Raw genomic sequence first — 26488 nt, forward strand, 5'->3', positions numbered from 1 at the left:
TTATCGGATAAGTGTTACGTCCCCTAGTTGTGTTGTGCGCTGATCATCGGACAAACGCATGACAATTTTATATACATATACTCCTGCCGGCAACAATCGTCCGTTTTTATCATAGCCATCCCATCCCTGGTTTTTATCATTACTCTCGAAGATCAGGTTACCCCAACGATCGAAGATCTGCATCTGGAATTCTTCAACACCATCCATGATCGGACGGAACACATCGTTAAAGAGTCCATCGCTATATCCGCCATTCGGACCGGTAATATTCGGTGTAAAAGCATTTGGTATACGAATACGACCACCCTTCTTCGCGATGATTACTTGTGTAGCCGTGTCGTAACAAATCAGGTCACCATCAATTATACCATCGCCATCAAAATCCTTCGGACCGTAATTATGAGAAGCGGAGAGCACGATCAGATAATTACCCGCCAGTTGATAATGATGTTCCGGCTGAAACTCGGCAGATGTACCGCCATCGTTAAAATCCCAGTAATAGTTATTGGCACGAAGCGTATTATTACGCATCTGTATACCGGTCTCGTCCGGCACAAACACAACCGAATCCGGCACCACTTCAAAAGCAGCATACGGGTTATCCATAATTTGTACCGGTGTATTACGGTTATCTGATTCAGCGGTTTGCCCTGTAATGGAATTCGTGGTCTTCAGGAATATAGTATATTCTCCGGGCGCAGCGACTTTAAATACCGGCAGTGTCTCATTGGTTATCACCAGCGTGTTGCCTGCTTTATCTTTCAGTGTCCATTCGTACAGGTCACCTGTAGCATTGTTTTCAGTGATCGTTATAGCAGCCGGGAAACAGGTAGCCTGTGGAGTATATTTGAATGATGCACCCAATGGAGGCAACAATACCTCTATGCGCAAAGACTTGTCTTTAAAGCATGAGAGACCTGCCGCTTCTGCCAATTTATTGGTAACAACGAGACGAATATATTTTTCACCGATCGCTGTATAGCGAATCTGCGGTGGTGTATACCCATCAAATGTAGTTGGCGTTGAAGCTGTACCGAAATCCCATTCATAACGGAAATCCGGATCGTTCACAGGCAGCGATGTATCGAGGAAATCTGCAAAGGCCTCGCCACCGGTATACGCTGTAATAGAAGTAGCATTGAAGTCGGCTATCATTGAACGGTATACCGTTACCGGCATCACGATCTCATCGGAACATGAACCATTCGTTACCTGGTATACGATTTCATATACTACCGTCTGGTTGGTTGTGTTCGTCAAGGTATATTCCTGCGTTGCTGCCGTTGCAAAGGTTCGCTCCTCGCGAACTTCACTCGGATCACCACCTTGTGTGCGATAGAACCAGCGATGCACCGAACCGCCCACAGTCGAGTTCACAAATTTCACTTTCTCACCACTGCATATTTGTGTGCGATCAGGCGCCACGTTAATGAATATATTCGGATAGATGGTAATGTTCTGTGCTACCGACTGTTTGATACATGCTGCAACGGTCGTGCTACGCGCAGTCAGTGTTACCGGTATAACGGTATTGCCACCTACGTTGGCGCTGGTAAAGATGTGCTTCACCTGCATTACCACCGGACTTGCCGGCCCCGGTATTGCCGGAATTACTTCTTCCGGTGAACCATCGTTCCAGTTCCATACATATTCCACATCCGGATTAACCGTCCAGGTAAAGGTATATTCGCCTCCGCTACACTGCGGTGTTACCGGTGCAACCGTAAAGCTTGTGTTCATATTGATCATCTTTACCGTTACAGGTTGCGGATAAGACACCGGTTCACATCCATAAAAATCTTTCAGATGTGTAAGCGTAAATGTTTTGGTTGCAGTATAGTTTAGTATCGGCACAGGCCTGTCTTCTCCACCCACCAGGCTATAGGTAGTAGTACCATCGGAGTAATCGAAGAAGTACGGAGCTTGTCCATTGGTGAATTTGAAATCGAGCGTAAAGAAACCATTCTCACAAATTTCGCTCGGAGCTGTGAGTGTTGCCTGTGGCAATGTATGCACCACTACCTTCACAACATCTGTAATATCTTCCGCACATGTACCCGAAGCCACTACCCTGCGGTAGTACATCAGGTCTGTTAATGGAGGCGGATCGTACGTAGGATTATTATTTATACCCGCTGCCGGAGCATACGCTATATTGTCGGCTGACTCTTCCCATCGGTATACATAGTTGCCGATACCTCCGAACGGTTGAGACAATTCCTGAAACGCGGTTGGATCTGCACCTTCGCATATATCTTTATCAAAACCAACCACACCCGCGAACAACGGTATCGGGTCGATCAGTAATTCAGGCAATGACGTTTTCTGACATCCCTTGGTATCGGTAACCGTAACCGTATATAGTATATTTGCTGACAATCCCTGGAAGCTTCCGTCTGTAGTGCCACTCAGGTTGAGCGGGTCCTGATCCAGTACGTATGTATAACCCGGGTTGCCTCCGGTGATGTTTGCTATATCTACACTGATCTCGCCATCACTTTGTCCTGCACAGCTCACATCGTAACCGTTGTAATCGGAAGTGATATCAATTGTGAAGGCTATATCTCCCGGTTGCTTCACAACAATGTTCGGAACATATAGTGTACAACCATTCTTGTCTTCGATGCGAACAGTATAGGTTGTAGCCCGTAGTCCGATGAAGCGTTCATTAACGGCATCATACGGTACATTGGAGTCCTGCAGCAACGAGAAGATCAACGCATCGCCTCCACCTGCCGCTGTTCCACCTGTAGCCGCTATATGGATCTCCCCATCCGGAGTAGGATCGTTAAAGCAGCTCACGTCTACAACGGACGGGGTACCCGCCACAATCGGATCGGGCTGAATAATGCTAACCGGTGCAGAGTCCTGGCAACCTTCAGCATTTTTGGTATAGATGATATAGTTACCGGCACCGAGGTTTGAGAACAACACGGCAGGCACAAACGTAGTACCGTCTTTACTAAACGTATGATTGGTACCATACTGTGCCCATACAGCGATCTGACCATTCGCCAAACCGTTACAGGTAATATTGAATCGCGGATCAGTTGTCTCAATCGGATCAACCGTAAGCTGCGGTGTAGGACGCACATCAAATGTTACGGTTGCATCTTTATAACATCCGCTGGTTGCCGCAGGATTCAGTACGCGTACATATACCGGCAACGCATCCGTAAGAGTATATGCCGTAATTTGTGCAGGCGGAATCTGTGATCCGGCAAAATCATTTTCATTCGTAAACCAGGTATAGGTTACACCGGGCTCTGTACTGACTTGTGTATGATATGAAGTAAGATCTTTAACAACCGTATTGCCACCATATCCATCCGAGCAGGCTGTCTCATTCAGCGGAGTTGTAATGGCTGGAGAAGGTCTTACGGTAATGGTAATATACTCGGCCGGGCCGCTACACAGCGGTGCTGAAGAAGGATTGGTTGCCCGTACTTCGTATACTACAGTGCCTACTGCAAGACTGTTGTTTACAAGTTTATCGTTAATGACATTCGTTGTCGAACCGGTAGCCCCGGTTATATTTCCATTTACCTGCGACACCGTCCAGGTAAACGTTGCATTATTAACATTGACAGATGTGAGCGGTATATTCAACACATCGCCACTACAAACCGGGGGTAAAGAAACCGGAGTTACCAACGGCTTACGCTGAATGGTTATTACCACCGGCACGGCAGGATTTCCATAACAACCCGTTGTAGAATTATAAGGACGGATGTTATAGGTTACGTTCGCATCACTGCCGGTAATATTTTCCCAGCGATGATTATAAATTATATCCGGATTATAAAGTGTTGCCCCGGTTGCCGGCAACGGTGTGAGCGGTGTCAGTACTGCTGCATCGTAGACTATAGATTCGATAACAAATTTATCTGCTGGTAAAAATCCGATAGCCGACTTCAATGTAACTTCAATCGGGTTGTCACTACATACAGCTTTACCCAGGGTTATATCCATCACGGGCTCTGCTTTTATATCCAGTGTTATACTCTTCTCTTCACCCACGCAACCTACTGCGCTGATCGGCTTAACGCGGTATAACAAAGAGAGAACCGGTGCAATGGTTTGATTTTTATAGCTGTCGTTCGTGATGCCGGTTGGTGCCAGTACACCTTGTGTTGGTCCGCTTACGGGAGTTATCCCCGGTAACACGGCAGGCACCTGCACATCAAATGTTGTTGCTACAACCGGACTCGTTGCGTTCTCTGAAAGTATAATTCCGGTAACATCACCACTACAAATGGCTGTAGTTGCATTATCCATAGTAGGTCGCTTGTTAACAGCAACCGGAATTTGTGTTGGAGGTCCGGTACATCCGGATGCGTTACTCTCCGATACTTTTACAAATACATCTTCACTCAGGAATTGTATCTGTACCACACCAGTAGTTTGTCCATCGGCTACAATACCGCCTCCGGGTAAACCATCGCTTTGTTTCAATACCTGCCAGTTATAGGTTGAGCTACCAGTATTGTTCGGAGAAACGGAGAATTGGTATATACCATTCTCGCATATATCTACGTTAGGCGGCACAATCGAATATCCCTGCGGATCATCCGATACCTGGATTGTTTTGGTAACAACGTTACTCTCACATCCATTAACCGTTACCTTTACCGACAGGTCATCGGATACAGCATTCGGGAAACTCAACAGTATATAAAAGTCGTTGGCACCACCTCCACCGAGGTATTGGAACGTAGGCGGGTAAGTCCATGTATAGGTTGCTCCTGCGATCTGTCCTACGCGGTATAATTCTGAGCCATTTTTACAAGGATCTCCTTTACCGGTAATCACCGGATCAGCCGGCAATGGTTTCACAATCAGGTTTACCTGTACAACATTGAAGCACCCGGTATGTATATTTTCAACACGCGCGAAATATATAGTGCTAGCAGTGATGTCTATATCATTAGGATTGGCCAGCAGGTTAACGGCACCTTCGGCATCAAGCTGTGAGGTGTACCAGGTAATGGTACGATCAGCTGCGGGTAACGCAGTAATGTCATCTCCTACCGTAGCGAGTGTCAGATCTATGTCATCTACACGACCTGTACCGGCCGGGGCTTCTTCGCAGTAATAAAAACTTGTCGCCATCACTACAGGCTTCGGATTAACCGTGAAGTTTACTTCCTGCAGCGTGTGGCAATTCAGCGGAGCTGTTGTTATATCAATTACTCTTACAAAAAGTTTATCACCGTCATGAATATCAACCGTTGTTATCGGGTTGATATCATTTACCTGGTCGAATGCGTTGGCATACCACTTCACCGTTCTGTCGGCAGGAGCAGCAGCACCGATTATAGCAGCATCGTATACCGAGAGCGTAACATTCGTAGTGGTAAGTGTACCGGCTATGGTTTCACAAAGATCGTTCGGTGCTGGATCGTTAGCTTCCGGCAGCGGATTTACCGTAACGATTACATCATTGGTGGTAGCAGCACAAGAACCGTTCGGTGGTGTCGCGAGGTTACCCATGGCACTATATACAGTCCACGTAAATGTTGTTGTAGTCGTGAGACCTGTTACCGTTGTTGTCTCATCATTTACATCTGCAACACCAGTCGCAGGAGACCATATACCTATACCGCCATTGTTAACAGCCACAGCATTCAGGTTGGCAACATCACCTTCGCATATAGCGAAGTCAGCACCGGCATCAGCATCAGCTGGTTTACGATCGAATGTAATGGTAAGATTGGTTGGACTGTTTACATTTCCGCAAGGTCCGGCACCATCCGGATCGATTGCTACAAAACGAAGTTGTACAGAGCCTGCTGTAAAATCTGCAACGGAAGGTCTATACGCATCATCCGTATTGGCGGCTGGCAATGCAGCTCCCGGGTTACCGTTGTTGCTGGTAAATGTACCCGAACCACTCACAACTTCCCAGCGACCTTGCGCAGCACCACCGGCTACGGCAGCACCGGTTAAGGTAATGGGAGCTAATGTTGTCTGATCAACGCAGGATACAAAATCAGCCGGTACAGATGCAGAACCCGGTTCGTTAAAAGTAATGATAACATCATCGGTGCGCGGTGTACAGTTTCCGCTAACCACCGTCCAGCGATAAGTGTAACTGCCGTACGCAGCCGGTGACGTATCCAGCAACGCGATATTTGTAGCAGCCTGCTCGTCATTATCAAAAGAAGTATTACCCGCTATAGGGCCTGCAATTTGTGTCCACCTGCCAGTTCCTATAGCAGGAGCTGTAGCATTGAGGGAACCATTCGTTCCGCAGAAGGCATTGTCAGTACCGGCATTCTGTACACCGGGGTCTGTACCAAACTCCACATTCAATTCAGCAAAGCTTACGCAGGATCCACTCGTTACCGTCCAACGCAAGGTATATATACCGTATACATCTCCGGTAAAGATTGAATTACCACTCGTTGCATTTGAAAAATTTGCCGCTGATGCGGAAGAGCCTGCAGGTCGTGACGTTACTGTCCACGCACCTGTGCCAGGCGTAGGGTCACTTCCACCTAATGCTGTTGAAGTCAACAAGGTCTGACAGAATGATTGATCTGCACCAACACTTGCCGCTGTAGGATTCGGAAAAACATCTACTGTCTCAATCGAACTTACAGCTTCTGCACACACACCGTTGGCAACTACCGCGCGGAATCTATAGTTACCCGCAGTTACTATACCGGGTGTTATAGAATTACCCGTGCCTAAAGCAGCATTGGGCAAAAAGGGTCCGTTATTAAAAGAGACTTCCCAGCGCTGAACGGTGCCCAACTCTCCGGTTAAGTTTATAGTACCTACTCCTGTTGTCTCACAGACATCCGGGGTTGTTGAAAGCGTCCCTCCTACACTTGGTGCAAAAATCTGTACACTTAAATTTCTATTCGGTGATGTACAGGTTGGATTAGCAGTGTATCTTCTGTTAACGCGTATAATTCTCGTTACCGAAGCAGCGCCACCAAAATTTATACCTGAGAAATTAAACGTAGCACTGGTTGCCGTTGATGTGAACGTTACACCGCCACCACCGCCTACGGTCCATACATATTGTGTAGCTCCGCCTATTGTTTCGGTAGCAGCCGCTGGCAATGTCAGCGTCATGGTAGCATCGTTACAGATCTGGTTAATATACCCGGCAGGTATAGGAACGATTGGTAGATCTTCCCGTATCGTCAGCGTAACAGGTATCCGTGGACTTTCGCAGGAAACTCCATCAGCATTATTAACTGCATAGTAGCTCGCCCACACTCTATATACACCGGCTACAGCATTGTTTACGCCAATAGCCGATGCGGGTAGGGATGCCGTTGTGTAACCAGCAATTACAGTTCCCGGTACACCAGCGTTATCCCGAAACCATGTAACAACAGAACCCGGAAATGCACCAGGTATCGTAATTGAAAAATCGGGTAACGGACTCACTCCGTTACAAACTAAATTATTGTTAGCTGTGGGAGCCGGCGGTTGATCAACCACGCGGATTCTTGCCGTCTCTGTTACCGGAGTTCCTGGAAATGGATTACAGGTATTCCAGTATTCCATTGTGATCTCGAACTCCTGTCCTACCTGTGCATCTGCCGGAATTGTTATAGGCAAGGTAACAGTTGGTGTAAGCGGAGCGATGGATGGGTTATCGGTAACAACTGCTCCCTGAAAAGGATATGCCTGAACTGTCCCGTTTACTTCAACGCCTGTTGCTGATGTAACGGTGTTTACTGTGCCGTATGTAAAACGTCTCCAGCGTTGCGCCTGGTTGATCGGGTTGGGTAATGTATACTCTGGGGGTACACAGTTTAATATACTCCTGTCGGTAAATGTGACAGTCGTTTCCGTTCCGCGACAAACGAGATATGTGTTTACATTGGTTGTAGTTTCTTCTAGTCGCAGTTCACCCGAGTTCTCATCATCTACATTCCATCGCGTGAATTTTGGTGATGCACCAAAGTTCGGAGTACACTGAACTCCATTGACAAGCAAAGCAACACGAGGTATATATTCGCATTGAACATCGTTACCCGTTGTCGGAAAGTAATGTTTCAGATTTACTACCTGCCAAGTATTGGGGCCTGTCTTCGTTGCAGGTACTACTTGAGGTGCTGTCCCGTCATCCCAGTCTACTGTAAATGAAACTATGTCACCGTCAATCACATTACCGGCAGTGATCATAAGTTCGGCACCGGTACCTGGACCGCCCAACACATCTATATTGGCACATGGTAGACCAGCGCTGGTACTTACCGCTCCACCGGTTATCCCACTACCACCAACACCGAAGCATGCCTGCGCATATGCATTGGTTGAGCAGGTGAACAGTAGCAGAGCAAAAAAAGGTGACAGTAGTATACCTCTTACCGGGTAAAGAAAATTCATCTCGATAGAAATCAGTTAGGTTTTAAGCCCGAAATTAAACATTAAAGCAGTCCTGCCAAAGAATTACTACCACGATAAGGGTAGCAGATTCGTGTGTTTAATTAATGATCCTTGAGGGAATGTAACCTTTAGGGAGACTTTTTTCAACGAGATTATCAGCAAGAGAACGCATGTATTGATTTACACAACGGAGTAGCTACACACAGATTGAGATATGCAAATGAAATTACTTTAAAAAACGAAAGCCCTCCATATTCATGAAGGGCTTTCAGTTAGGTATAGGTCGGGTTAGGTAAAAAAATCAATCCCATTTAAGTTCTGTATCTAACGTTGAGGGCTTCGAAGAAGCTTCTGCTGGTTCTTCAGCTTCATGCATGTGATCGAATTGACTGAAGTCCACGGTTGGCATCAATTCATTCTTCACGTGATTTACTGTGTTTGTCAAAGCTTCCAGGAATTTATTAAAGTCTTCCTTGTACAAAAAGATCTTGTGCTTCTCGTAGGAGAAACCATCTTCTTTAAAGCGTTTCTTACTCTCCGTTATCGTGAGATAGTAATCATTCGAGCGAGTCGATTTCACATCAAAGAAATACGTCCTCTTTCCGGCCTTTACTTTCGCTGAGTAAATTTCGTCTCTGCCGTTTTGCTTGTTCTCTTCCACAATCCTTCAGTTTTTAGGGTTAGGTTCAAGTTTGGTTCCAACTAAGTTAGTACTTTGGTCATTCATTCCAAACTAACCAAATACTATTTCGTTAACGATTTCGGTTTATAGTGCTAATAAAGCTTTACTATCTCCAAATAATCAACAATATTCGGCTTTTCCAAATACGTGAAGGCAGACCTTAATCAAATTAACCAAAACAGCAGCCTCGAGCTTCTCGCACATCAGCTCGTAGAAGGCTTTATTACGGGACTCCATAAGTCACCATATCACGGTTTTTCGGTTGAATTCGCCGAACACAGGCTCTACAATGAAGGAGAGAGTACACGGCATATCGACTGGAAAGTATATGCGCGCACGGATCGGTTATTTACAAAAAGATATGAAGAGGAGACGAACCTTCGATGCCTGATCGCACTGGATGTATCAGCTTCCATGTTCTATCCGGCAGATTCTCGGGCAAAAATCCGGTTCAGTAAATATGCGGCCGCAGCACTGTCTTATCTATTGAATCGCCAACGGGATGCCGTGGGATTGTGTTTGTTCTCAGATACCATTCACGAACTCACTCCGGTAAAATCATCACCTACGCACCTCGATAAATTACTGCGGTTATTGAATGATCTCGAAGATCGAAAGCCTGCGCAGACTAAAACGCAAGTGGCTAAAGTTCTTCATGAGATCGCTGAGAAGATTCACAAGCGCTCATTGGTAATTATATTCAGTGATATGTTTGACTCTGAAGAGAGTACCGATGATCTCTTTAAAGCACTGCAGCATTTGAAGCATAACAAACACGAGGTAATCGTATTCCATGTGATGGATAACCAGACAGAGTTACTCTTTAACTTTGAAGATCGCCCGATGGAATTCATTGATCTTGAAACCGGCGATCGTCTGAAACTAAATCCTGCAGACATCAAACAATCTTACCGAGAGGAAGCTGATCAATTTCACAAAGCACTGAAGATGCGCTGCAATCAGTATAAAATAGACTTCATTGAAGCCGATGTTCAAAGCGACTTCAATGGAGTTCTTCAGACATATCTGATTAAGCGAGCAAAAATGAGATGATGTAATTCATTAACCGTTAATCGTTATTAACGTAGTCGCTACATTCCGATACGACTAACTGATAACGATTAACGGATAACCATTCACTACGCTGCAACTTCCTGATGAAGCCAGGCTTTCTTCGCGAGCAGTTCTTCTTTCGTTTCTACGTAGTCAGGATCAGGCACGCAGCAATCTACAGGACATACTGCCGCACACTGAGGTTCTTCATGGAAGCCTGTACATTCCGTACATTTTCCAGGAACGATATAATAAAATTCATTGGACACAGGAGTCTGTGAGTCCTTAGCATCTACTGCCGAACCGTCTTCCAATTCTACTTTTTCCAATTTAGTGCCCCCGGCCCAATTCCACTCGCGGCCGCCTTCGTAGATCGCCGTGTTGGGGCATTCCGGTTCGCATGCACCGCAGTTGATGCACTCGTCCGTAATAATTATTGCCATGCTTTATCTAATTTTGGTCCGTTTACCAATACAAAAATAATCTAAACATCCATAAAACGGACACGTCTCCATAAAAGTTTACAACTGATGAATGCACATGTAAGAATAAATGCTTTTAGTTTACTAGGACAAACATTAAAAAACATAGATGACGCTGAGTTTCAAACGTTAACCGAGCAGGTTGCCCGCGAAAATCCCTGGTTTACCAAAGAGAACGTTCGTATGGCAATTGATGGTATCATAAAATTACTACAGAAGGAAAGACTAGAGCAATGGGTTTCTTCCTACAACTTACGTGATCAATCTAAAAAAATTGCACTTGTCCTGGCCGGAAATATACCACTCGTTGGTTTTCATGACCTGCTTTCGGTGCTGATCAGCGGGAACAACGCCCTGATAAAACCAAGTTCCAAAGATTCGGTATTGCTGAAGTTTGTTATTCAAAAACTGAACGACATTGAACCTGCATTTCGTGATAAGATCGAGTTGGCAGAGCAGCTCAGGAATTTTGATGCCGTGATCGCTACGGGCAGTGATAACTCCGCGCGCTACTTCGATTACTACTTTGGTAAATATCCCAGCATCATTCGCAAGAACAGAACATCTGTTGCTATACTTCACGGAAATGAAAGTGAAGATGACTTAAGAACACTCGGCATAGATGTATTCAGTTACTTCGGATTAGGATGCAGAAATATATCCAAGCTTCTTGTACCGGCCGGGTATTCATTCAACAAACTATTTTCAACGTGGGAAGTATATCAGCCTATTATTAATCATCATAAATACTGCAACAATTATGATTACCAGAAATCCATCATGCTGATAAATCTGATTCCTTTTCTGGATAATGGTTTTGTTATGCTTCATGAAAATGCCAGGATGGTCTCTCCTATCTCAGTTGTCTACTATGAACGGTATACCGATGAAGCAGACTTGTCAAAAAAGTTAACGGAGGCTAAAGACAAGATCCAGTGTATTGTAGGCAATGGAAATCATGCTATACCATTCGGCAAAGCACAGTATCCTGATTTGTGGGATTATGCAGATGGCGTTGATACGTTGAAATTCCTCACGAATCTATAATGGATAGCTTCAAGTATATATCCAGAATTCACAACCTCCACAAAAAGAAAACACCGGACTATTAAGCCCGGTGTTTCTGTTTTAATTATACACGCTATGTTTACTAAGGCTTCGCACCACGAAGTACTTCAACCCAACCGGTTATAGCAGATCCATCGGCTATCTTGAGGCGGTAGAAATATATACCATCGGACACTCCTTCTGCATCCCAGTTATTCTGGTAGCTGTTTGTTGAGTATACCTGTTTACCCCAACGATCGGTAATGACAAGCTTCGCGTCTGCATCTGGCAAATTACGAATGAAGAACACATCGTTTGAACCATCTTCGTTCGGAGTAAAGATGTTTGGTATATAGATGTCTGTATCCAGCGGCACACGCCCTACAACTTCAATCACGCATCCGATCGAATCACGTACCTGAACATTGTAGCGACCTGCCGGAATGTTGCTATAGTTTTTCTCGTACTGTAGATTATTGTTAAGCAATACTTCTTCCCAATCCGTCTGAAATGCCTGACCACCTACTGAAGCTGAGTCGAGCTCAATACGGACTTCGTATGGTATCTGACCTCCGGTAAATCGGGTCACCTGCATTTTACCCGTAAGTATATCCGGATAAGACTCGCTGGTAACGCCTACCTGTGCGAAGAGATGAGGTGTTACTTTATAGTCAACCAGTTCAGAAGACAACAAGCAGAATGATGAAGACTGTACCTGTGTTATCTGGATCTGGTATTCATCCGGAAGTTGCAGGAACGTATGATCATCGTAATCGAGGAGCACACTGTTTGTTACCGGTATGGAAGCAACCGGAGTAGTTTCCATCGCAGTACTTGTAAACTTCTTGAATACCTGAATCTCAAATGGTGTTCCAGGTTCGCCTGTAATATTTGTCAACGCTATCGATACTTCATTGTCATTACAGATTGGAACGATATCGAATGTAAGTGCATATACTCCATCGATCGTGAACGGACCTTGTCTTGTAGCGCACAGTGCAGAAGCACCTTTCGCAAATACATAGTACGTTCCTCTTCCTAATGAATCGAATGTAAGCGGCACATCGTTGGAAGGATCGAACGTTGTATAGGATCTATACTTCGTTGGTTCAACCAAAGGATCTGCACTGATACCTGCCTGGTATGTTCCAGGATCATTGAATCTGATCGCAAGCTTACCGCTCAATCCGTTGTTCGTACAAGTTGCAGATACAACAGACGTTGTGAAGTCGATGAAGCCAGGGAATGTTACGGCAGCTGTAAAGGTCTGCACACAACCTATATTATCTTTCACAGTAAGTGTATAGGAACCGCCTGATATATCTGTGAATTCATTATCCGTCTGGAATGTAGTTCCATCCAATGAATATTGATAAGGGCCACCTACACCACCTGATGCCGTTATGTTTGTGATCGCACCATCATTACCGTTACAAGTTGATGACGTAATATCAAATGTTGCGTTGATAGCAGGGTTAGCATCCTGCATCACCACGGTAACAGCCGCGTTACACGGATCAGAAGCATTTCGTCTCACACTGATTACAACTTCAAAGGTAGGCGCAGCACCTGCCGGTATACCGGTTATCTGGCTGCCTGCCGTAAATGATGTCCAGTTGACTCCATCCAATGACCACTCGAGTAAATTACCAGCTTCACCAGCAACACTCAAGGTAAGTGCCCCTGTAGGTGTACCGGCACAAACCGGCTGTACTATATTAGAAGCTACTGGCGTGCCTACTGTTCCGGATTGATCGATCGTAAATGTTCCCGGCTTGATACAGCTTGAATCACCATATACTATAGTATAGGTATAGGTACCCATTGGCAGATTCAGGAAGGTTGTATCATTATAGTTTGTACGTGTGATGTTCAGGTTTGTACTTGAAACACCATCGATACGAATAATCACACCTTCGTTGTTGATTGCCGGAACAAGCGGATCAATCGTAAAGGTCACTGAACCATTCGACAACGTACATGTAGCCGGTTTCGGGTTCGGTGTGATCTTAACCGTAGCGCAGTTACCTGTACCACCAGCACATGAACCTGTATTCGACACGTTCACTACAATTTGAGTGGCAGGGCTTTCACCGCAAGCATATACCGCTGTAACCTCATAAGTAAAGGTTCCCGGAGCTGTGCGAATTAACTCAGCACCTGGTGTGAAGGTTCCTGTCGTTGTTGTTGCCAGAAGTGTTCTGGTAGCCGGTGCCGTAAACAGATACCACTTGAAGCTTGTTGCTCCCGGAGCGGTTGCTGTTAATACCGGTGCAGGGTTGTTAACACATATTGTAACCGGGCTGGTAGCCACTGGCGATGCAGAGAAGTTAATCACTACATCATCTGTACTTGGCGTACACGAGCCGTTGGTAATTACCCAGCGTAATGTATAGGAGTTACCAGCTACCCCTACAAATTGAGATGTAGGGCTCAGCGGGTTAATTACAACTCCACCGGTTCCACTTACTATGGTCCATACACCGGTTCCAACGGTCGGGCTATTCGCAGCAAGCGTTGTTACAAACACGCCACAAAGTCCTTGATCCGGACCTGCGTTGGCTACTGTAGGAGCAGCATCCAGTTTAATTGTCACCTGGTCGGATGTTGAAGCACACGCATTCGCGATGGTCCACTGAAGAACATAAGTCTGACCTGCTGTACCGGTGAATACTGTTGCCGGATCATTGTCATCTGCGAAGCTTCCACCTGTACCACTTATTATAGTCCATGTACCGGTTCCTATAGTCGCCACATTTCCAGCTAAGGTTGTAGTTGTAGCACATACGGTTTGATCGGCACCTGCATTCGCTACTGTAGGCGTAACGTCAAACGAGATCGTTACGTCATCGGTGCTCGGTGTACAGATTCCGGTCGTACTGATTGTCCAACGTAATACATAAGCAGTTCCTGCTGTACCGGTAAATGTACTGGTAGGACTTGATGCATCACCAAATACTCCACCTGTTCCGCTCACCACGCTCCATGCTCCTGTACCTACAACTGCTGTGTTCGCAGCCAGTGTGGTACTAGTATTACATATAGCCTGATCAGGACCAGCGTTTGCTGTTGTTGGTGTGTTGATATCAAATGTTATGGATACATCATCGGATGTTGCTGTACAAGATCCGTTTGTGATTGTCCAGCGGATTACATAAGTAGCTCCACCTGTACCGGAGAATGTTGTTGTCGGACTTGAATCATCTGCGAAGACACCACCCGTTCCACTTACTACTGTCCACTGACCTGTACCTACCACTGGTGCATTCGCTGCTAATGTAGCAGGACCGCATACAGTTTGGTCAGGACCAGCATTGGCAGGTGTCGGAGCAGCTTCCAGTTCAATTGTTACCTGGTCGGATGTTGACGCACATGTATTCGCGATGGTCCACTGAAGAACATACGTCTGTCCTGCTGTACCGGTGAATACTGTCGCAGGATCATTATCATCTGCGAAGCTTCCGCCTGTACCACTTACTATAGTCCATGTACCGGTACCACTTGCAGCTGTGTTCGCAGCCAATGTAACGGTGGTAGCACATACACTTTGATCAGGGCCGGCATCCGCTACAGTCGGTGCAATATCAAATGTGATCGTTACATCGTCTGTGCTTGGTGTACACGTTCCTGTTGTACTGATTGTCCAACGTAATACATAGGTAGTACCTGCTGTACCGGTAAATGTACTGGTAGGGCTTGATGCGTCACCAAAATTACCACCTGCTCCACTCACAATACTCCATGCACCAGTACCCACTACCGGATTGTTTGCCGCGAGTGCTGTTGATGTATTACAAACCGACTGGTCTGGACCCGCATTGGCTGTAGTCGGTGTATTGATATCGAAAGTTATAGATACATCATCTGTACTTGGTGTACATGATCCGTTGCTGATTGTCCAGCGGATTACGTATGTAGTACCACCTGTACCAGAGAATGTTGTTGTAGGATTTGTATCATCTGCAAAGCTTCCACCTGTTCCACTTACAATTGACCATTGACCCGTACCAATTGCCGGTGTGTTTGCTGCTAATGTAGCAGGACCACAAACGGTTTGATCCGGACCTGCATTCGCTGGTGTAGGAGCTTGTTCAAATACAACTTCAACATCATCAAAGGTAGTTGCACATGATCCGGTTATCGTCCAGCGCAATACATACGAGGTTCCTGCTGTACCTGTGAAAGTAGTTGTAGGAACTGCATCATCGCCAAAGCTTCCACCTGCTCCACTTACTATAGTCCACTGTCCTGTACCTATAATCGCAGTGTTTGCTGCTAGTGGTGTAGATGTACCACACACGGATTGGTCAGGACCAGCGTTTGCTGTTGTTGGAGTATTGATATCAAAGGTAATCGACACATCATCTGTACTTGGTGCACATGATCCATTGGTGACTGTCCAGCGAAGTACATAGGTAGTGCCGGCAGTACCTGTGAAGGTTGTTGCAGGATCTGCATCATCGGCAAGATTTCCTCCCGTGCCACTTACTATAGTCCACTGACCTGTTCCAACGGTCGGGCTATTGGCCGCCAATGTAGCAGGACCACAAACGGTTTGGTCAGGACCTGCATTTGCTGTTGTCGGAGCAGCTTCCAGTTCAATTGTTACCTGATCAGAAGATGTACCGCATGAGTTCGCGATTGTCCACTGAAGAACGTATGTCTGTCCTGCTGTACCTGTGAACACAGTAGCCGGATCATTATCATCCGCAAAACTTCCACCGGTACCGCTTATAATTGTCCAGGTGCCTGTACCGATGGTAGCAGTATTGCCAGTCAGCGTTGCTGTTGAAGCACACACACTTTGATCTGTACCGGCATTCGCTGTTGTAGGAGTTACTTCAAAAGCAACAGTTACATCATCTGTACTTGGCACACAGCTTCCGCCTGTGCTTATCGACCAGCGTAATATATAGGTAGTTCCGGCAGTACCGGTAAATGTACTGGTAGGACTGGCTGCGTTTCCGAAGCTTCCGCCTGTACCACTCACGATGCTCCATGCTCCTGTACCTACTACCGCTGTGTTAGCAGCCAGTGTAGTGGTTGTGTTACATATAGATTGGTCAGGGCCAGCGTTTGCTGTTGTTGGCGTGTTGACATCAAATGTAATGGACACATCATCCGAACTTGCTGTACAGGTTCCGTTGGTGATTGTCCAACGTAATACATAGGTAGTACCTCCTGTACCTGAGAATGTTGTTGCAGGATCGGCAATATCTCCAAAGCTTCCTCCTGTACCACTTACGATTGTCCACTGCCCCGTTCCAACGGCCGGGTTATTGGCTGCTAATGTAGCAGGACCACATACCGTTTGATCAGGACCTGCGTTCGCTGCAGTCGGAGCCTGATTGATTGTTATCACCACATCATCTGTACCTGCATCGCATAAACCTGCAGGATCATTTGTAGTCAATGTAAGTGTAACCGTACCTGCAGCAACTTCCGCTGCGCTTGGTGTATAGACTGCATTCAACGTGCTGGCGTTCGGAGTAAATGTTCCGGTACCGCCACTCCAGGTTCCGCTTGTAGCAGATCCGCTAACCGATCCGGCCAGCGTTACTGCACCACCTGAACATATATCCTGATCTGTACCTGCATTTGCAGTGGCAGCGTCATCTATAGTAATCGTTACGTTATCCGTTGCTGCTGTACATGCTCCCGCAGGATCATTGGTAGTTAATGTCAACGTTACTGTACCCGCAGCGATCTCGGCTGCGCTTGGAGTATATATAGCATTGAGTGTTGTATTGTTCGGAGCGAATGTGCCTGTACCACCAGACCATGTAGCCGATGATGCAGAACCTCCAATAGTACCTGCCAGCGTAACTGTACTACCCGCACAAATATTCTGGTCTGCACCCGCATTCACGGTTGCGGCAGGACTAATGGTAATGGTTACGTTATCACTTACTGGTGCACAAGGTCCGCTGGTAGTAAGTGTTAAGGTTACTGTACCCGCTGTAACTTCTGCAGCACTCGGTGTATAGACTGCATTTAATGTTGTATTGTTTGGTGTAAATGTACCGGTGCCTCCGCTCCAGATTCCTCCTGTAGCTCCGCCACCAACTGCACCAACCAATGTTATTGAACTACCAGCACAAATAGCTGAATCAGGACCGGCAGTTACCGTTGCTGCAGGACTAATGGTGATTACAACATTATCTGTTAATGTAGAGCACGGGCCCGTAGTTGTAAGCGTCAGGGTTACCGTACCGGCTGTAACTTCTGCAGCACTTGGCGTGTATACTGCGGTGAGCGTGCTGGCGTCTGGAGCAAATGTTCCGGTTCCTCCACTCCAGATTCCTCCTGTAGCGGAGCCACCTACTGATCCGGCCAGCGTTACCGTATTACCTGCGCATATAGTTTGATCAGGTCCGGCATTTACAGTGGCGGCAGGGCTAATGGTAATGGTTACGTTATCACTTACCGCTGCGCATGGTCCGGCAGGATCGTTCGTTGTTAATGTTAATGTTACTGTACCCGCGGCAATTTCTGCTGCGCTCGGAGTATATACTGCACCGAGTGTGTTAGCGTTCGGATTGAATGTTCCGGTACCACCTGACCATGTAGCCGATGTTGCAGAACCTCCTATCGTACCCGCTAAGGTAACAGTACCGCCTGCACAAATTGTTTGTGCTGTACCTGCATCAACAGTAGCGACAGGGTTGATCGTAATTACTACATTATCAGTTCCCGCTGCGCATGGACCAGTCGTTGTTAATGTCAACGTTACTGTACCTGCCAATACTTCCGCGGCACTTGGTGTATATACTGCATTCAGCGTGTTAGCATTCGGAGCAAATGTTCCTGTGCCACCACTCCAGGTACCTCCTGTAGCAGCACCACTTACAGATCCTGCCAGCGTTACTGTGCTGCCTGCGCATATCGTTTGATCAGGTCCGGCATTTGCCGTAGCTGCCGGACTGATGGTAATCGTTACATTGTCCGTTACTACTGCGCATGGCCCAGTCGTTGTAAGCGTTAAGGTTACTGTACCGGCTGTAACTTCGGCAGCACTTGGTGTATATACTGCATTGAGTGTGTTAGCGTTCGGAGCAAATGTTCCGGTGCCGCCACTCCAGGTAGCACCCGTAGCAGAACCTCCTATAGCACCGGCAAGTGTTACCGTATTGCCTGCACAAATCGTTTGATCAGGTCCGGCGTTTACAGTGGCGGCAGGATTGATTGTAATGGTAACGTTATCCGTTAGTGTTGCGCATGGCCCGGTCGTTGTAAGTGTTAAGGTTACCGTACCGGCTGTAACTTCTGCAGCACTTGGAGTATAAACAGCATTCAGTGTAGTCGCATTCGGAGCAAATGTTCCGGTGCCTCCGCTCCAGGTTCCGCCGGTAGCAGATCCGCCCACTGTTCCTGCAAGTGTTACCGTATTACCAGCACATATACTTTGATCAGGACCCGCATTTACAGTAGCAGCAGGATTGATTGTAATTGTTACGTTGTCTGTTACAACTGCGCATGGCCCGGCCGTTGTAAGCGTTAAGGTTACTGTACCCGCTGTAACTTCTGCAGCACTCGGTGTATAGACTGCGTTCAGCGTAGTAGCGTTTGGAGCAAATGTTCCGGTACCGCCACTCCAGGTTCCGCTTGTAGCAGAACCACCTATTGTACCGGCCAGTGTTACGGTGTTACCCGCACATATACTTTGGTCAGGTCCTGCATTTACAGTTGCTGCGGGAGTAATGGTTATCACTACATTGTCGCTCACCGCCGGACAACTTCCTGCAGGATCGTTGGTAGTTAATGTCAACGTTACTGTACCCGCTGTAACTTCTGCAGCACTTGGTGTATATACAGCGTTCAGTGTGTTGGCATTCGGAGCAAATGTTCCTGTACCGCCACTCCACGTTGCACTGGTAGCTGAACCTCCAATAACACCTGCGAGTGTTACTGTATTACCGGCACATATAGTTTGTGCTGTACCGGCATCAACAGTGGCAGGTTGATTTATTGTGATTGTTACATTATCTGTAGCGGCCGTACATGCTCCCGCTGGATCATTCGTTGTTAATGTCAACGTTACGGTACCCGCTGTAATTTCTGCTGCACTTGGTGTATATACTGCATTCAGTGTAGTTGCATTCGGAGAAAATGTTCCGGCACCACCACTCCACGTTGCACTGGTAGCTGAGCCACCAATTGTACCTGCGAGGGTAACGGTGCTTCCACCGCATATTACCTGTGCTGGTCCCGCATCCACTGTTGCGGCTGGTGAAATAGTGATCGTAACATTATCCGTTGCTGCCGGACACAGACCCGTTGGATCATTGGTAGTTAACGTAAGGGTTACTGTACCCGCTGCTACTTCTGCAGCGCTTGGTGTATATACTGCATTGAGTGTAGTAGCATTCGGAGTAAATGTTCCGGTACCACCACTCCACGTTGCACTGGTTGCTGCACCTCCTATCGTTCCTGCGAGAGTAACTGTGCTACCGGCACATATAGTTTGTGCTGTACCGGCATCAACCGTAGCAGGTTGATCAATAGTAATAGTCACATTATCGGTTGCTGCAGTACATGCTCCTGCAGGATCATTGGTAGTCAACGTCAGCGTTACTGTACCGGCAGTAATTTCTGCTGCACTTGGTGTATATACTGCATTCAGTGTAGTCGCATTCGGAGAAAATGTTCCGGTACCTCCACTCCACGTTGCACTGGTAGCTGAGCCACCAATAGTACCTGCGAGTGTTACTGTTCCACTTCCACATATAGTCTGAGCTGCACCAGCATCTACAGTCGCAGCTGGAGAGATTGTAATCGTTACGTTATCCGATACAGCAGGACATGAGCCGGCCGGATCGTTCGTAGTCAAGGTTAGTGTTACTGTACCTGCAGCAACTTCTGCTGCACTTGGTGTATATACTGCATTTAAAGTAGAGCTGTTCGGAGCAAACGTTCCGGCACCTCCACTCCAGGTTGCACTGGTAGCAGAACCTCCTATAGTTCCCGCCAGGGTAACAGTACCTCCTGCACATATAGTTTGAGCAGTTCCAGCATCAACCGTTGCAGCCTGGTTTATAGTAATGGTAACATTATCCGTAGCAGCTGTACATGCTCCGGCAGGATCGTTGGTTGTTAACGTCAACGTTACTGTACCGGCTGTAACTTCCGCAGCACTTGGTGTATAGACTGCATTGAGCGTGTTGGCATTTGGAGCAAATGTTCCTGTACCACCACTCCACGTTGCACTGGTAGCTGAGCCACCGATAGTACCGGCAAGGGTAACGGTGCTTCCTCCGCATATTACTTGCGCAGGACCAGCATCAACAGTTGCAGCTGGTGAAATAGTAATCGTAACATTATCCGTTGCTGCCGGACACAGACCTGCAGGATCGTTTGTTGTCAATGTAAGCGTTACAGTACCAGCGGCCACTTCCGCAGCGCTTGGTGTGTATACTGCATTTAAAGTAGAGTTGTTCGGAGAGAATGTACCCGAGCCACCGCTCCAGGTTGCTGTAGTTGCTCCTCCACCTATAGTTCCTGCCAAAGTAACTGTACTTCCGGCACATATAGATTGCGCTGCACCGGCATCAACCGTTGCGACCGGATCAAGTGTGATCGTCACATTATCAGTAGCGGCTGTACATGCTCCGGCCGGATCGTTGGTAGTTAACGTTAGCGTTACTGTACCGGCCGTGATCTCAGCTGCGCTTGGTGTATATACTGCATTGAGTGTAGTATTATTAGGAGAGAATGTTCCTGTACCGCCACTCCAGGTTGCACTGGTAGCTGAACCACCAATTGTACCGGCAAGCGTTACAGTGCTGCTTCCGCACACAGTTTGTGCAGGACCAGCATCCACCGTTGCGGCTGGTGAAATGGTAATCGTAACATTATCCGTTGCTGCCGGACATGAACCTGCAGGATCATTCGTAGTAAGCGTAAGGGTTACAGTGCCTGCAGCAACTTCAGCAGCTGTAGGTGTATATACTGCAGTCAGTGTGTTGGCATTCGGAGAAAATGTACCAGCGCCTCCACTCCAGGTTGCACTGATCGCTGCTCCGCCAATAGTTCCGGCTAATGTAACAGTGCTTCCGGCACATATAGTTTGTGCAGGGCCGGCATCTACCGTTGCTACAGGATCCAGCGTAATCACAACATTATCAGAAACTGCCGGACATGCACCTGCAGGATCGTTCGTTGTTAAGGTTAAGGTTACAGAACCTGCTGTAATCTCCGCAGCACTTGGTGTATACACTGCTGTGAGCGTTGTATTATTAGGAGAAAATGTTCCTGTACCGCCAGACCAGGTTGCTGATGTAGCGGAACCTCCTATCGTACCGGCTAATGTTACCGTACTGCTTCCGCATACAGTTTGCGCAGGACCAGCATCAACCGTTGCTGCCGGACTTATCGTAATTACTACGTTATCCGTTGCTGGCAAACATGGACCTGCCGGATCATCCGTAGATAATGTTAATGTAACGGTACCAGCCGTTCTGTCATTTACACCCGGAGTATAGATCGCATTCGGGTTTGTTATATTATTGAATGTACCATCACCGGAAGTGCTCCAGGAAACACCGGTTGCCGATCCACCAAAAGTACCTGCCAATGTCACTGTGTTACCAGCGCATATCGTTTGGGCAGGACCTGCGTCTACCGTAGCCGTTGCATTGATTGTAATAACAACGTTATCACTCACCGCCGGACAAGGTCCGAGTGGATCGTTGGTAGTTAATGTAAGCGTCACTGTGCCTGCAGTTATTTCTGCAGCACTTGGCGTATAGGTAGCATTTAAAGTTGCATTGTTAGGAGAAAATGTACCGGTACCTCCGCTCCAGGTTGCACTGGTGGCGGAACCTCCAATAACACCGGCTAATGTAGCGGAACCTCCGTTACATATAGTCTGAGGTGCACCAGCATCTACCGATGCAGGCGTACTTCTTGTAATGGTTACCGTTGATGTTGTTCCCGAACAGGTAAGTCCTGAATCAGTTATAGTCCAGCGAAATACATTGGCCCCAAAAGACAAATTACCAACCGTAGTAGTTGGTGAGTTAGCATTTGTGAAAGTTCCGGTTCCTGATACAACTGTCCAGGTTCCGATCTCTCCGGTGCCTGCTGCATTACCAGCCAGTGTTGTATTATCGGCACAAACTGTTTGATCGGCACCTGCATTCGCTTGTGTTACGACTGGTATAGTAACCGATATAGTTGTCTGGCATCCGTTGGCATCTGTTGCTGTTACTGAATAAGTACCCGCGTCTATATCTGTTCTGTCTTCCGATGTTGCTCCGTCTGACCATAAAAATGTATAAGGCGATGTACCACCTGATGCAGTTATGTTCACGTCACCTTCACCTATACCCACGGACGGATTACAATCGGGATTAATTGAGTTTACCGTAATTGCCAGTGGGTTGGTTGGTTCGTCTATAGTAACAAATGATGTTTTACGTTCACAGACAATGTTACCAGTACCGCTGGCCTGAACAATAACTCTATATTGACTTACTCCAGTATTGGCAGGAATACCAAATGTTTCTGCACCCGGTTCAGTAAGCGTACCATTGCCTGTTGTAAAGGTTACAGACGTGCTGGATGTCGTTACACTTCCCAAGAGTGTTAACCCGCTATCATCATAATATAAATCGTAACGATAAGGAGCCACACCAGTATTGACGGTTACGATAATCTGACCATCGTTACCACCGTTACAGTTTACATCCTGACTGGAGACATTTGTTGTTAAACATTGGCCTATAGCCGTGTGTGACGATAATAAGACTAGTGGGAATGCTAAGGCTAAAAAATATTTGTAAAGAGTTTTCAGCATATATTATTTCCCTCCTTTTAGATCAATGAATTCTGAAACTTTATTTCTGCACAGGAAGTCCTGCTCATTATGGAAGGCAACTTTTACTACATAACTCTTGTCAGTCGCAAGGTTTTCAAACAAAAAGCTCTTCGCGTTTGAACCAGAAAACTCTTTCACCACGATTTCATTTATTCCTTCGTATTGAATCAGTTTACCCGAGAACTCTCCTGAACCGGAAACATTCACTTTAATACCGTTGCGAACAGAGGATACCTTAACTGAAGATTTGCAGGTTGATTGTGCCCGACTTACAAAGGATATACCTATTGAAAGTAAGACAATGAAGAATAGTGAAATTCTCATTTTTTTAAGGATGAGTTGGATTAATCTATATTCTAAATATTATTCAAAAAATTATTGTAACCGTCTTTATTGAATAAAGATGGGGTTACACTACTCAGTTCAAAAAATTCGTACAGTTCAAAAAATTAACTTCCCTTAATTCGTATGTACTATTTTCTTAAAAAATTAAAATTTCCGTTGTAGAATCTCACCCATAACGACAGCCTTCTTCAATCCATCAGGATCTCTGAAGTCTGCTAAATACTCCTGGACCAAGTCACGGCTTTGTTGCTTTTCGAACACTTTAAATCGTTCGTAACTCACAACCGTGTCGTCCACCTTCATCGTTTCTTCCAGGGAAAGTTTGTTGAATGCCTCACGCTTACCTTCATCATATACATCGTAGATCTTATCCTGTTTACGATAGTCATAGTCAACGTCTTCAAGATCTTTTTCTTCCTCTTCAATCAGATCATCGTAATCAACATACTCTTGCTGCGGCTTCGTTGTTTCCTGCGATTTGCCTTCTGTAATTTCTTTCAGCAACTCTTCGAACGTCAACGGCTTGGGTAATGCAGCAGTAGATGGTTTTGCAGTAGGTGGCTCAAACTTTTGAACCGGCTTCTCCGGTCCCTTCGAAGGAAAATCACTCGGCTGCTCAGGCTTCTTCTTTAACCTGGTTAACAGGTAGATGACGCCTATAATCACATACAGCCAAAACTGAAAATCCCTCATTACAAACAAATTTATGTAAAATTATTGAAAAAAATACTGATCAGCACTTTAGCCCTTGTGCTCTCAATTGAAAATTTAGGTATGATATTCATCGTGACGGGCTTAAAAATACAGTCTCGGAAAAGCTCAGCTCCCCACTTCTATCCTGCCTGCAAAAAATTTTTGAAACAATAATATTCTGGCAGCACCGTCTTTTACCGTGTAATATCCGGCTCGTTCCTGATTTATAATTTGAGTGCATGGTGCTGAGAAGCCTGAGCAGAAAAAATAAAATGAGTAAAGACCATGAAAGCGGGCGAACTTTGAATAATAGGCTTCAATATTTATCCGAAAAATCTACCTTTGCACCCGGTTTACTCAGGCTGCTTCACTAATCTATGTCATCTACTGCCAAATACATCTTTGTAACCGGGGGAGTTACGTCATCGCTGGGAAAGGGAATCATTGCTGCTTCGTTGGCGCAACTGCTTCAGGCTCGGGGATTTAAGGTCACAATTCAAAAATTCGATCCGTACATCAACATCGATCCGGGTACGCTTAATCCGTATGAACACGGTGAGTGTTACGTAACAGACGATGGTGCGGAGACCGATCTTGACCTGGGGCACTACGAGCGTTTTCTGAACGTTCGCACTTCGCAGGCTAACAATATCACCACCGGAAGAATCTATAATAATGTAATCACCAAAGAACGAAAAGGTGAATACCTGGGAAAGACCGTTCAGGTCATCCCCCACATTACCGATGAAATAAAGCGCAACATATTCCTGCTTGGTGAAAGCGGTGAGTATGATTTTATTATAACAGAAATCGGAGGATGCGTTGGTGATATCGAATCACTGCCCTTCATCGAAGCGGTTCGCCAGGTGAAGTACGATCTTCCTCCGAATCACTCCATCGTTATACACCTTACGCTGATTCCATACCTGAATGCAGCGAAGGAACTGAAGACCAAGCCTACACAACACTCTGTTAAGGAATTGCTGGAAGCTGGTATTCAGCCGGATATACTCGTTTGTCGTACCGAGATGCCGTTGCCGGTAGAGATCAGAAAAAAACTGGCGCTCTTCTGTAACGTTCATATCAATTCGGTTATCGAAGCAATGGATGCTGAGACAATCTACGATGTACCTCTCCTGATGAGAAAGGAGAAGCTTGATGAGCGTGTGCTTTCAAAACTGAAAGTACAATCTAAGGAAGAACCGAATCTCGATCAGTGGAAATCTTTTCTGGGTAAATTAAAGAACCCGGTAAATGAAGTTCATGTCGGACTCGTAGGTAAATATGTTTCGTTACCAGATGCCTATAAATCTATAGCAGAAGCATTTGTACATGCCGGTACACGTAACGATTGTAAAGTAAAAGTGAAGTGGATCTCTTCGGAAGACATCACAAAAGATTCTGTTGAAACCGTATTGCGCGGACTCGATGGAATTCTGGTAGCACCTGGTTTTGGTGAACGTGGGTTGGAAGGAAAGATCGAAGCGATCAAATATGTGCGCGAGAATAAGATTCCGTTCTTCGGTATATGTCTCGGTATGCAGTGTTCTGTCGTGGAGTTTTCTCGAAATGTTTTGGGATTGGAAGCTAGCTCTACCGAGTTGAATCCGAAAACAAAAAATCCGGTGATCGACATGATGGAAGAGCAAAAGAAGATCACGATAAAAGGTGGTACCATGCGCCTTGGAACTTTTAACTGCAAATTGAAGAAAGGCAGCAAAGCATACGCAGCGTATGGCGAGTCTTTAATAGAAGAGCGTCACCGTCATCGTTATGAATTCAACAACAAATACCTCGAGCAAATTGAAGAGGCGGGCTTGAAAGCAACGGGGGTTAACCCGGACTCAGGTCTTGTAGAAGTAGTTGAATTAAAAGATCACCCGTGGTTTGTAGGTGTGCAATATCATCCTGAACTAAAGAGCACGGTGCTTAATCCACATCCTTTGTTTGTAAAATTTGTGGAAGCATCGCTGGAGCACAAGAAGTCGGTAAATAAATAACAGAATTAAGAAC

Annotated in this window: 9 protein-coding genes; 3 read left to right on the plus strand and 6 right to left on the minus strand. The window is 46.2% G+C overall.

The window, feature by feature from the left end; genetic code table 11:
- Positions 1-8355: a PKD-like domain-containing protein gene (locus tag ACFQ21_RS04315; RefSeq protein ID WP_377575338.1), complete on the minus strand. Its 8355-nt coding sequence runs from the start codon at positions 8353-8355 to the stop codon at positions 1-3.
- A gap of 301 nt (positions 8356-8656) precedes the next feature.
- Positions 8657-9016 (minus strand): DUF3276 family protein, encoded by a 360-nt coding sequence (locus ACFQ21_RS04320; protein ID WP_377575340.1) that lies wholly within the window; start codon positions 9014-9016, stop codon positions 8657-8659.
- Between the two features lie 168 nt (positions 9017-9184).
- Between ACFQ21_RS04320 and ACFQ21_RS04325 the strand changes: the two genes are divergently transcribed.
- Positions 9185-10090: a DUF58 domain-containing protein gene (locus ACFQ21_RS04325; protein WP_377575342.1), complete on the plus strand. Its 906-nt coding sequence runs from the start codon at positions 9185-9187 to the stop codon at positions 10088-10090.
- Between the two features lie 86 nt (positions 10091-10176).
- On the opposite strand, the gene ACFQ21_RS04330 is transcribed toward ACFQ21_RS04325, so the two are convergent.
- Positions 10177-10533, minus strand: a complete 357-nt coding sequence (locus ACFQ21_RS04330; RefSeq protein WP_377575344.1) for a 4Fe-4S binding protein — start codon at positions 10531-10533, stop codon at positions 10177-10179.
- Positions 10534-10620: 87 nt separating this feature from the next.
- Between ACFQ21_RS04330 and ACFQ21_RS04335 the strand changes: the two genes are divergently transcribed.
- Positions 10621-11619 carry an acyl-CoA reductase gene (locus ACFQ21_RS04335; RefSeq protein ID WP_377575346.1) on the plus strand — a complete coding sequence of 333 codons (999 nt, stop codon included), beginning with the start codon at positions 10621-10623 and terminating at the stop codon, positions 11617-11619.
- A 103-nt stretch (positions 11620-11722) separates the two neighbouring features.
- Here ACFQ21_RS04335 and ACFQ21_RS04340 read toward each other — a convergent pair whose 3' ends face one another.
- From ACFQ21_RS04340 to ACFQ21_RS04350, 3 genes are all read right to left on the minus strand, one after another.
- Positions 11723-23416, minus strand: coding sequence for a T9SS type B sorting domain-containing protein (locus tag ACFQ21_RS04340; protein ID WP_377575349.1), 11694 nt, complete (start codon positions 23414-23416; stop codon positions 11723-11725).
- 3 nt (positions 23417-23419) lie between these two features.
- A complete protein-coding gene (locus ACFQ21_RS04345) occupies positions 23420-23761 on the minus strand; it encodes a hypothetical protein (RefSeq protein WP_377575352.1) in 342 nt (113 codons plus the stop codon).
- 165 nt (positions 23762-23926) lie between these two features.
- The gene (locus ACFQ21_RS04350; protein ID WP_377575354.1) at positions 23927-24475 is read right to left on the minus strand and encodes a hypothetical protein; all 549 of its coding nucleotides are present in this window, start codon (positions 24473-24475) and stop codon (positions 23927-23929) included.
- Between the two features lie 377 nt (positions 24476-24852).
- Here ACFQ21_RS04350 and ACFQ21_RS04355 point away from each other — a divergent pair, with 377 nt between their 5' ends.
- On the plus strand, positions 24853-26475 hold the full coding sequence (locus ACFQ21_RS04355; RefSeq protein WP_377575356.1) for a CTP synthase: 1623 nt from the start codon (positions 24853-24855) through the stop codon (positions 26473-26475).
- Positions 26476-26488: the final 13 nt, after the last annotated feature.

The sequence above is a fragment of the Ohtaekwangia kribbensis genome, assembly GCF_042676245.1.
Taxonomy (GTDB): Bacteria; Bacteroidota; Bacteroidia; order Cytophagales; family Cyclobacteriaceae; genus Ohtaekwangia; species Ohtaekwangia kribbensis.